This is a genomic window from Vreelandella titanicae, from assembly GCF_014697095.1.
Classification (GTDB): Bacteria; Pseudomonadota; Gammaproteobacteria; order Pseudomonadales; family Halomonadaceae; genus Vreelandella; species Vreelandella titanicae.
This window is the reverse complement of the sequence record NZ_CP059082.1, coordinates 756,442-769,627: the sequence shown is the minus strand read 5'-3', so window position 1 is coordinate 769,627 and position 13,186 is coordinate 756,442. Positions and strand designations below refer to the sequence as shown.

The following is a 13,186-nucleotide window of genomic DNA, read 5'->3' as shown; positions in this document are numbered from 1 at the left end:
CCGCGGTTAGAACAACAGCTCACTCGTTGATGGCTCTTGAACTCCCGTCACCCCCAGGGCATCTTCACCGCTATTAAGGCTTAGTGCTGAGGGCTGGTTCTCGCTTTGCTCAATGATGAGTGATTGAAGATCCATTGAGCCACCATTGAAGGTTAACCGTACTACTTGTTCCCCCTCCTGCAAGTTGAGCGTCACCTCCGGCCCTTGGACATAGTTTCCCCAGTCGCCGCTATTGGGAACGCTAAGCGGGGAGGCTTGTGCGTAGAACACGCCATCTTTCTCAGCGGCGACCGTTATGCTGCGGCCATTAGAGGGTGACGCGGTGATAAACGAGAAGCTGTGTTCGCCAGCTTCAGCGACATCAACGGTGTACTCTAGCCATTCGCCGTCGTCGATCCAGCCAATGGCCTCACCGTCACCGACGATATCCACGCCCCCTTCACGGAAGTCGCTACCAATCTGAAATTCATCGGCATCGTTGTAAGCAACCCCCTGACCGCCAGTGTCGAACAGGGCTGCATCCAGCGTAAGGCCATCTTCACCGATCTCCCAGGGATTGCCTTCGTCGTTGAAGGCTTGCTGCCCCGTTTCGCGCTCAAGCATTAGTGACTGAATGTCCATGCCACCGCCCTCAAAGGCGAGGCGCAGCACTTGCTCACCGGCCTGCAGGTCTAACTCCAGCGTGTCGGTTGCCACGAAATTGTTCCACGAGCCGCTATTGGGCACCGCCAGCGGTGATGACGTGGAATAGACCGGTCCGCCCTGTTCGACCGAAGCGGTAATGCTACGACCATCCTCGGGTGTTGAGGTCATGAAGGACAGATTGTAAGTGCCGGCCTGATTAACGTTGATGGTGTATTCAACCCATTCGCCGTTATCCACCCAGCCGATCGCTTCACCCTCGCCGACAATATCCACACCGCCTTCACGGAAGCCACTACCTAACTGCTCGGCGTCGGCATCGTTGTAGGCAACGCCTTGGCCACCGGTGTCGAAGAGCGCCGCGTCGAGCGTGAGGCCATCGGCACCGACCTCCCATGGAGTCCCGGTATCGTTGAAGGCTTCCTGCCCCGTTTCGCGATCAAGCGTCAGCGATTGAATATCCATACTGCCGCCATTAAAGGTCAGGCGCAGTACTTGTTCACCGGCCTGTAAATCGAGATCCAAGGCACTGGTTGACACGAAATTGTTCCACGAGCCGCTATTAGGCACCGCCAGTGGTGACGAGGTGGTGTAGACCGATCCACCCTGTTCTGCCGAGGCGGTAATGCTGCGCCCATCTTCCGGCGTTGAGGTCATGAAGGAGAGACGGTAGGTACCCGCCTGGTTAACGTTAATGGTGTATTCCACCCACTCGCCGTTATCGACCCAGCCAATCGCTTCGCCGTCGCCGACGATGTCCACACCGCCTTCACGGAAGCTATTGCCCAGTTGCTCTGCATCGGCATCGCTCCAGGAGATACCCTCGCCCCCCACGTCGAAAAGCGCAGCATCCAAGGTCAAGTTATTGCCCACAGCCCAAGGGGTTTCTGTGTCATTGAACGGTGTTTGCTCATCGGCAATGGGCGCCGTTGCCACATTCAGCGTAAAGCCGGTATCAATACTCACGCTGCCATCCGAGGCGGTCACGATAATATCGAAGCTGCCCGCCGCAGAAGGCGTACCAGTGATTACCCCCGCCGCCGAGATGGAGAGCCCTGCCGGAAGGCCGCTGGCGGTGTAGCTCAGGGTATCGCCATCGGCATCGCTGAAGGCATCCGTTGGGATCGTAAAGGTAAACGGCTCATCGGCCGTTGCCTCAAGATCATCTAGCCCCGTGTTCACCACCGGTGCCGTATTGGTGTCGATGGGTGATAGGTTAAAGGAAGCCAGGTCTTGGGAGCCGCCGTTAAAGGTTAAGCGCAGCACCTGTTCACCGGTTTCCAGTTCTACCTGTACGCTGTCGGTGGGTACAAAGGTCGTCCAACTGCCGCTGTAGTTCACGCTGACCGGCGAGGCGGTGGTGTAAGGGCTATCCCCTTGGGCGAAGGACGCAGTAATGGAGCGTGCGGCACCACCGGTCGACCCCAGCGCCGAGAGGAAGGAGAGCTCGTAAGTGCCTGCCTGAGCCACATTGAGCGTGTACTCGACCCACTCATTGTTTTCGATCCAGCCGATGGCCGAACCGTCACCGACGATGTCCACGCCATCGCCCCGGAAGTTGCTACCTTCCTGATTCTCGCTGCTGTCGTTGTAGGCAACATTCTGGCCGCCGCTATCGTAGTTGACGGCATCCAGCACGAGGCCTTCATCCTCTACCAGCCATGGCGTTTGGTTAGTGTTGAAGGGCTGTTGCTCCTCCTCTCCCAGGTCGATCGCCTCGAAGCTGAACGACTGCAGGTCAAGCTGGCCGCCGTTGAACGTCAGTCGCAACACTTGCTCGCCAGCATCAAGATCGAACTCCAGTGGGCCAACCGTCTGGAAGCTGGTGAAGCTGCCGGTATTGGGCAGGTTGATCGAGGCACTGCTCTGGAAGTTGCCATCCTGCTCAAAAGCGGCGGTGATGGATTTTCCATTTGATGTTGCCGAGGTGAGGAAGCTCAGTGCATAGGTGCCTGCCGTTTCAACATTGAGCGTGTACTCGACCCACTCGCCATCGGCGATATAACCCAAGGCTTCGGTGCCGTTGGAGATATCCACCGCTTCGTCGGAGCGGAACGCTGCACCCTGATGGGCGGTGGTGGTGTCGTTGTAGGCCACGCCCTGGCCACCGTTATCGAACAGCTTGGCTTCCAGCGTCAATCCATCCGCCCCGAGTGTCCACGGCGTTTCGCCTGTATTGTAAGCAGTTTGCTCTACAGGTGCCTGGTCATCCAGGAAGTTCGGAATGCCATCGCCGTCACTGTCGTCATAGAGATCGATGCGGCCGTTGCCATCGGCATCCTCCACCCCGGTGGGGTCATAGGTCTGAACATTCTCGACCAGGAAGATATTGTCGTTGTAGTCGTAGTTCACCCCCGCATAGTCCTGAATCACGATATAGGTATTGGGAATGACGTTGCCTGCTGCGTCTTTCGCTACGTAGACGCGAATCAGGTGGCCGTCGTTTTCGTCCCAGTTCAGGTTGGTGCCGGGGCTGCCGATAGCATCGATGGTGTCTTCGTAGAGGTTGGCATCGGGGTCAGACCAGGAGATGTAGCCTTGGCGACCGGTAATGTCCGCAAAGAAGCCAAAGGGCGCGTCCCGATCCAGAGTGGTGGTGGTCAGCAAGTCGCCACTATTGAGTGCCCGCGGCAGCAGCGTTTGCCCATCCTGCTCGTCGTGGGCCAGTACCTCGTCACGATCCCGGCTATCCACATCGTGGATAAACAGTCGCGCCACATCGCCTTGGGTATGATATGCCGCCAACTGGGTGATCTTGATCGGCGATTGACCGTCGGCACGCTGGAAGTAGGGCGAGAGAATCTCATCCCCGTTCGCTTCCACCAGCCCGCCCTGATTCATCTGCCCCTCGGCCACATTGGTCGAGAAGCCGAAGGCGTCGATGATCTCCTGTACCAGCGGCTCCTGGCCATTCTCCGACTGGCCCTGGGCAATCCCCGCCAGCTGGATCGTTTTGGTTCCCTCATCACCGTCGTTTGAGTTAATGATCAGCGTGGACTCATACAGCGTACCGTCATCGAAATCCTCGGCGATAAAGCGAACGGTGACATCCAGTGTGCCGCCGGCGGGAATGATCAGGTTTTCGGTGGCTCCCACGATCTCAAATAGGCTCGGATCGGAAATTGCCAGGCTGCTGATCTCCAGGTCGGCGAAGCCATCGTTGGTGATGGTAAAGGTCGATTCGTCGTGGAACACCTGGCTGGCGTTGGCCGGGTTTTCTATTCGGCTCATCACCAGGCGATCATCCGAGAGTACCCCATCCAGGTTGGTGATGGAGATCTCGCCGCCGGAAACCGGTGAGATCCCTTCAATGACAAACATGTTGTCGTTGTAGTCATAGTTGATGCCGGTGTAATCCATCACGCCCAGGTAGGTGTTAGGGATTACGTTGCCATTGGCATCCAGTGCCTGGAATACCCGCACGGTATAGCCACGCTCAATGTCTTCCGCCCCTGGCGGTACCGTGCCGCCTCCAGTGGGATTGAGCGACGGGTCGGTTGAGAGATTGGCAACCTCGATACCAAAGATATCGTTACCGATCCAGCCGTCGGGGATTTGGTCGCGAGTGAACGTTGCCGTCGCGAATTGTCCATTGGCCTTGATAGGCAGTAGCGACTGGTTATTGTCGCCTGCATGATCGGAAAGGATAATATCCTGGTTTTTATTGCCGGGATTATGAATCCCCAGCGTTGCTCCCCCGTTGCCGTGGTAGGCCGCCAACTGGGTAATCGTGGCCGACTCGAAGCCATCGGCTATCTTCCAGTAACGTGACATCACCTCGTCATCATTGACCGGCCGGTAAAGGTCGAAGTCGTTGAGAACCGAGTTCTCGCCACCACCTACGGTGGTTAGCCCCTGGATGACGTTGCCAAAACCGAACACTTCCCAGACCTCGTTGACGTTGGGCTCCCAGCCGCCTTCGTCACGCGCCTGCCAGAAGCCTGCCAGGTGCACCTCGGCGACGGGGGTGTCCGCATCGTTGGTGACCAGGCGCAGCGTTCCCTCGAAGACGCCGTCGCCGGCATCGTTAGTGGGTGGCGTATAGGCCGCGCGGTCAAACAGCACTTGCACGTCAATCGATTCTCCTGCAGCCAGTGTCAGGCCAGCGAAGATATCGGGATCGACGAGAGTGAAGGGGCCATCAAGATCGGTGTCAATAAAGACCAGCTCATTGGTGCCGGTATTGCTGATGGTGACCGTGGCATCCTCTTTATAGTCACGGTTAGGGTTGGAGGCGCTGTCGTTCTCCAGGTAGCTGAAGTGCAAGCGGTCGGAGTAGTAGGCCGCATCGTTGCTCTGGATACCGATATCCGCATCGGGGTTGCCGGGGGCGGGCGAGATATCGAGGTAGTCGATTTCATCGACGCCATCCGCCGTGGAAACAACCCGCAGGTTGTAGGTGAGTCCCGCCTGAAGCTCGATATAGGCGGACTGCTCGCCGGCCTCGCCAACGCCTGGGAAACTCATCTCATCCACCGGCTGCCCGTTGAGCAGCAGCGTCAACGCACCACCATCCGGTGCGCCCGCATTGGCGGCCAGGTCAAGTTTGTAGGCGCCGTCCTCATTCACCGTGAAGTAGAAGTCGGCGGTACGGTCATTGACAGCCCGGGCACTATCGCCGCTTTCAAGCTCGATACGGCCACTGCCATCAATGTCTGCGTAAACGGGCTCGAAGGTATCCAATGGGGTATCCGCGATGCGCAGCAGGTCGACATTGGGGCCATCGGCCCCCGGGGCTGTGACGGTAATAGTATTGCTGCCTGTGCCCAGGGTTAACTCGGTTGACTGGAAGAACCAGTTATCCTCAGCTTCGTTACTCTGACCTGGGAAATTGAGCGTGCCAATATCGATACCGTTGACGGTGACTACCATTGGACGGTCAGCCTTGGAGGCTGCCAGGGCATAGCGGAAGCCAACGTCGTAGGTGCCAGCCTCATCGACCTCTACTGTCCAGGTAATACTCTGGTCGCTGGTGCCATTGAAATCGACGAACCCTTCACCCGAGGCGTTGCGGTCATCCTCACTGTTGGTGATAATCACCGGCCCATCGAGCTGAGCGTTTTCAGCTTCGTAGTTGGTGTAGCCGGGCGATGTGTCTTCGGGGGCCTGTAGGATCTCCAACTGGTCGATATTGGGGCCCGTGTTATTGACGGCCTGGAAGCGTACCGTATTAAGCCCTGATACCAGCGACGCTGGGATATCCAGCGTTAGCCACTCGTTCCAGGCATCATCGCCAGTGACGCCAGCGGGTGGGCTGAAGCCGAAGGTACCTACGCTAACGTTATTGACGAATACTTCCAGCGGGCGATTAACCGTGTCGCCGTTACCGTAGCGAACTCGCAGCACTGAATCACCCGCATCGGCCCCTGATAGCTCGAAACTGAAGGTGATAAAGTCGCTATTCGTACTGCCAAAATCGGCATAGCCGCCTAATACGCCATCGGTATCATCATTGTTACCGTCCAAACCGAAGGCACCAGGTCGCACGCCGGTGGGCTGGTTGGCTTCAGGATTATCAGTGGTACGGATCTCTATTTCCGCGCCACCGCCTTCGGCCACCGATACGCTGGTGCCATCGTCGGGAGTGTTATCTTCCGCCTGGATAGCAAATAGCGACACCAGGTCTTCATCAGGCTCTTCAGGATCGACAATGACGCCACCTGGCGCTGGGTCAAGGCGAATGATCTGGCTCTGACCGTTGTTGCGGTTCAGCGTCAGCAGGTAGAGCTGGCCGGTGGCCGGGTTTTCGATAATATCCAGCGGGTCTATGTAGGTGATAACGTTACCATTCACATCGCGGAGCACTTCGTCCCCAGTGATGTTGCCTGCGGCGTCGAAAGTAATGGAGCGTATATCGTCACCACCAGAATATTCGGTGAACAGCACACTACCTTGCAGGTTGCCGCCAAACACGCCGCTGGTGTACTCGGTGACGCCGTTGGGAGAACGGTTCTCGCCTAGCGAATAGACGCCCTCAATATCGTAATTGGGATCAGGCTGCTGGCCGACCGGGTAGTTGCCCACCTGGTTAGTATCGTTGCCTGCGGTTGGGTTACCGCCATTGAGGATAAATTCATCGCGCAGGGGATTGGGATGGCCGTAATAGCCCCCTTCCTTAACCGTAAACAGGTAGTCGTCCTATTTTTCGACGTTACCTGCGTATTCATTTTGCGGCGTCGAGGGGTCATCCGGTACGTTACCGCCAGCCGCCGAACCGTTGGTCGGGACATAGAGGTTGCCATTGGAGTGCCAGACCAGATCGTAGGCATTGCGTACGCCGGTGGCAAAAATTTTGACCACGGCGTCATCGGCGAAAGGGTTATAATAACTTTCGATCAGATTACCATCGGAATCCTCTACGGTTGCAGTACCGTTGGCCGCGAAGACCAGAAAACGGTCATCACCCATGGCAATCGGGTCTGCCTTGAAATCAACGCCGTCATCGTCGGTGAAACGGCGGTTGAAGCCATCCTCAGGCAAGGGCTCGGTGGTCACATCAAAGCCACCTGCTGGCGCTTCACGGGTCGGATCTATTTCCATGACAGCGGCACTGAGCAGGCGCTCAGGACGGTTACCCCAAGCACTATCGGGTGCCCCCATCGCCGAGTTCGATCCTTGCAGCAGGTAGAGCAAGTGGCTCGGTACGTCTGGGTTGGTGTTGGCATCGAATTCGGGGTTGGCGCGGAATTCGAGGCTATTGGTAACGTGGTCGCCGTTGGAGCGCGGCAGTCCGGTGATATAGGCTTCAGCAGTGGCGTTGAAAGCGTCACCTTCTTCCAGGGTAATCTTGGAAATGCGTCCACTGAAATCGGGGACGCCATTATCACGCCCTTCAAGTGGAATCGGATAGTTATCGCTTACCCACAGGACATTGGGATCGGTAGGGTCGAAGGTTAGGCCGATAATGCCCCGCGATCCTGCCGAATCCCCTGCAAAATAGTCGAGTGCCAACACTTGCTCATTGGAGAGCGCACCGGTTTGCGGGTTAACGTCGTAACGCTTGATCTCGCCCAGCATATTCGAGATGTACATCTTGCTGCCATCAGGGGATAGCTCCAGCGAGGTGAACTGGTAGGCGTTGTCGGCAGCGCCGTTGAGCTCAATGACATCGTTGAATGCTACTTCTCTTGGCACAATTTCAGAGGCTTCACCGGTGACAAAAGTGTTGGTGAATTTCTGAAATTCCCGGGTCGGTGCGTCTGGGTCGTCATTGGCGCCACGATCCTGAAAGCCTTCGATGACCAAGGTGTAGCTGGTGAACTCTTTGAGCATGCTGTTGGGAGAAATAGTCAGCGAATCGAAGCCACCGGTGGTATTGACGTTGAGTGCTACCTCTTCGCCAGTAACGGTTTCAAATAACCGCACCGACCCATCACCCAGGCTTTCGAGCAGGGCGCCGCCGCGGCCATCGACGACCGAGATGCCCACGAAAATATCCGAATCGGGATCGACACCGGTAGGGGGAGTGCCGTCCTCGGCGTCTAATTCGACCCGGATCTCGTTCTCACCCACCCCAGCGATGGCACGCGGGTCGGTGAAGAAGGCGTAATCTTCCGGTGCCTCACGGTCATCCTCCGGTGTCAGGTCGGGAAGCGACTGGATTTCGATATACTGGATCTCGGTATTCTCACCCAGGCCAATCGAATCCAGGGTCAGGCGCCCATCGGTAACTTGCACCACCCGGGTGACCAACTCGGAGCGGAAGCCTTCGGTGTCGTTGCTGGGGTTGCTGTCCGCGGGGAAATCATCCGGCCGTAGCGGTGAGAAGGGCGTATTGAACTGCTCTCCCTCTGCGTTGATCAGGTTGACGCTGTCATATGGGCCTGAGGTATCGCCGATAGCAATGGTGACCTCGTAATAGCCGTCGTCCAGTTCCATTTCCCAGCCGGCGCGGACATAGCCTTCCGCAGGCTGGTCAAAGTGGGCGTAGGTGCCCTGGCGGGGGTCAAGACCGACGATGTCGTCGGTACGATCGTTAACGGCGACACTGGAGAGGGTATTGATCGCCATCGGTATAGTGCCATTTTCGGTGCCATCGGCGATGGAGGCCTCGGTAACCCAGCCGTACTGGTAAACTTGGCCATCGATCTCGACGGATTGATCGCCAAACGCTAAGCCGGTATCGGCGATATAGCCTTCCGGGGTGGCAAAGCCATCGGGCTCGAAATTAATCTTGACGGCAAAGCGCTCCCCCGGTTCAACGAAGGGGGGCTCCTCTTCTCCCTCGCGGCTAACACTCAGACTATCGATATTGGGGCCAGCATTACCTATATTCTCAAGTCGTATGGTGTTGTTGCCCGCCATCAGTTCCAGCTCAATGGTGGCGTCTTGCCAATTCACCCAGCCGTCGTTGCCTGCGCCAGTGGTGGGGAAGGCCAGTTCGCCCTGGGGGGCGCCACCTACCAGGAGAGTCATCGGTCGGCTAGCCCCGGCGCCATCACCGTTGGCATAGCGCACATTCAGGGTATAAGTGCCCGCTTCTTCGACGGCTACCTCAAAGAAGGCCGCATCACCGGCTTCGTTGCCCATATCGAGGTAGCCGCTGCCGGTAAAACCATCCCATAGGCCGTCCGGGCCAGCGGCTGCATTGGTTTCTGGATTGCTAGCGTCGCGAACCACTGTATCGGGGGTGGGCTCATCATCATCGATGGTGAGCGCTTCACCCTGAATCTCAAACAGGAAGGGCTCGGTGGGTGTTTCACCGCCGTCGTCCTGCTGGTAGTTGAAGATAATCTGATCGATATTGGGGCCGTTGTTGACACCGCCATCGGCCACTGCCGGTATGGCAAATGAGACGCTGTTGGGGCCAGCTTGAAGCTCCATCTCCACTTCAAGCTCTAGCCAGCTATCCCATGGATCGTTGACGCCATCATTGACTGCCGGCGGGAAAGCCGCTTGGGGAGCAGGCGTTCCATTGATCATTAGGTCAAGGGGGCGGGGCCCTGCGCTACCGTTGGCGTAACGAATTACCGCGGTGTAGGTGCCAGCTACCTCGGTTTCAACGTTGAAGATAACTTCGTCGCCGGGGTTTGTGCCAAAGTCCATATAGGCACCACCGACGGCTCCTTCGCGGTAATTAGTGAAGGCATCGGGATTATTAGGATCTACCACCCGCGTGAAATCGGCATTGGAGGGTAGGCCACTATCATTGACGGTGACCAGAGCAGCATCCTCTGCCTGGATAACGATGGGCGCGACAGTGTCTGGAACGGCATCATCCTCGCTTACGCTACCGCTGGCCGTCGCGGCGGCGCTGTCGATGGCGAAGCTGTCACCGGTGGCGCCGATAAGCGCGACCGTGACGGTTTCGCTACCGTTATCTTCGTCGTCGTTGGCGACATCAACCGCTAGGGTGGCGGCACCGTCGATAAAGGTGACCGTGCGGGTATCGGCAACGCCATCAATTTCCAGGGCAAGCTCCACGTCACCGCTAAAAGCGTTTGAGGCGCTCAATGCAAAGCTCAGCGTAGTGACGCCCTCATCGTCACTCTCTACCACCGGATCGGCATCGGCGATGCCCAGCAGGATAGTCGGCTCCGGCTCGCCGCTGTCCGTGGGCACAAACTCGATATAGTCGATGCGCGCATACTCCAACGCCGTTGAGCTGGCGCTGAGCGACAGCGTAGAGCCATCGCCCACGGTCACGTCGGTAAAGGTGGTGGTGCGGAAGTTTTGCGGCTGAACACCGTTGCCGCTGTCGGCATCGTCATCGAAGATCCAATTGCCGCTGAAGCTCTCGCCTGTGGCGTCACTGATGCTCAGTTGGGCAGTGCTTTCGCCGTCGCTCTCGTCGACGTAACCGACGATGACGGTATAGGTACCGGCAGCCACCTTGCCATCAAGGGCGTAATTGGCGGTACCTTCGCTGTTCCCGGGCAGGCGGATAGCCTGACCGCCATCGGCGGCGACGATGTTCTCGATGGTGAAGGTCGTGGCAGTGTCGAACGCTTCCGCCTGTAGGCGAATTGATTCAACGGGGGGCTCTACTTCGTCATCTTCGCTTACGCTACCGCTGGCCGTCGCGGCGGTGCTGTCGATGGCGAAGCTGTCACCGGTGGCGCCGATAAGCGCGACCGTGACGGTTTCGCTACCGTTATCTTCGTCGTCGTTGGCGACATCAATCGCTAGGGTGGCGACCCCGTCAGTGAAGGTGACCGTGCGGGTGTCGGCAACGCCATCAATTTCCAGGGCAAGCTCCACGTCACCGCTAAAAGTGTTTGAGGCGCTCAATGCAAAGCTCAGCGTGGTGACGCCCTCATCGTCACTCTCTACCACCGGGTCGGCATCGGCGATGCCCAGCAGAATAGTCGGCTCTGGATCTACGCTGCCCGTGGGCACAAACTCGATATAGTCGATGCGCGCGTACTCCAACGCCGTCGAGCTGGCGCTGAGCGATAGGGTAGCGTCATCGCCCACGGTCACATCGGCAAAGGTGGCAGTGCGAAAGTTTTGCGGCTGAACACCGTTGCCGCTGTCAGCGTCGTCATCGAAGATCCAATTGCCGCTAAAGCTCTCGCCGGTGGCGTTACCGATACTCAGCTGGGCACTACTTTCACCGTCGCTCTCGTCGACATAGCCGACGATGACGGTATAGGTACCGGCAGCCACCTTGCCATCGAGTGCATAGCTGGCCGTGCCTTCGCTGCTGCCGGGTAAGCGAATAGCTTGGCCGCCATCGGCGGCGGCGATGTTCTCGATGGTAAAGGTCGTGGCAGTGTCGAACGCTTCCGCCTGTAAACGGATAGGATCGGCGGGCTCGGGAGGAGGTGTAACGCTATCTTCAACATCACCAACGGCTATGACGAATGTTTCGTTGACACTCGCTCCCACCGGGTCGGTAGCAGTGACCTCAACGCTGACCGAAGTTGCCGTTTCAAAATCAAGGCTATTGCCACTTTTTAGACGCAATACGCCGTTGGCACTGACTTCGAAACGTTCGTCGCTAACGGTAAAACTGTGGGTATCGTCGTCTTGGTCTTCCACAATAAGTTGACCAATAACGGCGCCCTCCTGGTTCTCCAGCACGCTGTTGTTATCCAGCAGTAGGGCGGTGGGCGCTGAAGGCTCTGCTGATACTAATGCCATTTCAATTTTGTCGATATTGGGGCCGTTGGCCCGCCCGCCCAGCCGCAGCAGGTTTTCGCCTGCGGCCAGGGTGAATTCGAGCGTTTCGGTAGTCCAACCTTCCCATTCAGAGGCCGCGGGTGTGCTGGTAGTTACGCCACTGGGCAGATCATCGAGATCATCAGGCATATAAAGAGGGGGGGGCGTCTCCACAAACGCGAAGGTGCCAAGGGCGGTTACGTCATTACCTTCTATTAGAGATAGATCAAGTGGCCTGTCATTTTGACTAGCATAAGTGACGGTCATTGAGTAGGTGCCCGCGACGGGCGCTTGATATACAAACTCCCCATAGGCATCGGTGTTACCAAACGCCCAATCCAAGTAGCTAGCCCCTTCGGCACCCACTCGGAACGTGTCGTTTAGAGCAGCGATATTATCAGTGGTGATAGGGCGATTGGTATTGTTTCCACCTGCAGACATGTCAGGATCCGGTGACGTAATCAGGTCTTCTCCCTGGATAACCTGACTGCCGGGTGCGGGTTTGCGGATTTCGAGGTAATCTACGTTGGGCCCGCTGATGCCATTAGAGGTAAAGCTAACGCTGTTTTGCCCTTCCTGAAGCTGCACGATAATGGTTCGCTCAGCAAAAGTGGTAAAGTCGCTCGAATTATTATTTCCTTCAGCGCTGGTGCTGCGAAGATCAAACATGCGATCAACGAGCTGATCATTCACTTCTAGCCGCAGAGGGCGATTGCGTTCGCTGGCGACATCGTCGTTGTTCCGACTCAAGGCGTAGCTTACTGCCAGCTCGTATTCACCCGTCTCAGGAACATCGACATTGAAGGTAAGGGTTTCACCACTTGATTCAACAAAATCCGCGTAGGCATTGCCATCAGCATTAACGGCGTTGGGCTCGCCGACGGCGGACGTGGTCACGCCGCCCGTCATAACAGCATAATTGCTGTCACCATCTGTATTGTCGGTATCTTCTGCCTGAATACGAAGGGGGGTAAAAACAGGAGGCACGGGAAGGCTTGCGGTGACTTCAAAGGTGACAGTCTCATTGCTATCTTCAATTAAGTTACCTTCACTATCGAGGGCGCTAATCAATAGTTGAACGTCACCATTGGTAAAGTTAGGGAGGTCATCGAAGATAAAAGGTGGAGATGTTTTCGTGAGCGTTAATGACTCACCCTCGCTATTAATGATGGTTAATTCGATTGAGTCCGTAAGAGATAACGAATCAAGGGGTGTATTAATGATAGGAATGATACGAATTGCACTATTTTCTATTTCATCTACTGCCACTGTCTGTGCGTTGTTTAAGCCACGCTGGGCTTCACCGCTTGCTGCTTCGACCCAAGAAATAGAGAACATAAGACACCCCTGTGATGTAATTAGCTAAGTGCAGGTAACACCTGGCATATTAGGTTTGTTGGTATTGAGAAGGTGCTGAGCATAAGATCCCCACGAGCCGTGT

General features: G+C 56.8%; 2 protein-coding genes. Both read right to left on the bottom strand.

The annotated features are described in order from the left end of the window. Positions 1–6: 6 nt before the first annotated feature. Positions 7–6,666 (bottom strand): carbohydrate-binding protein, encoded by a 6,660-nt coding sequence (locus HZS52_RS24330; protein ID WP_223828043.1) that lies wholly within the window; start codon positions 6,664–6,666, stop codon positions 7–9. A gap of 114 nt (positions 6,667–6,780) precedes the next feature. Continuing rightward, positions 6,781–13,083 carry a CBM35 domain-containing protein gene (locus tag HZS52_RS24325; RefSeq protein WP_223828042.1) on the bottom strand — a complete coding sequence of 2,101 codons (6,303 nt, stop codon included), beginning with the start codon at positions 13,081–13,083 and terminating at the stop codon, positions 6,781–6,783. Positions 13,084–13,186: the final 103 nt, after the last annotated feature.

Bases quoted from the DNA above. Each gene is read 5' to 3' on its own strand.
- HZS52_RS24325 (WP_223828042.1), bottom strand. From the start codon at position 13,083: ATGTTCTCTATTTCTTGGGTCGAAGCAGCAAGCGGTGAAGCCCAGCGT.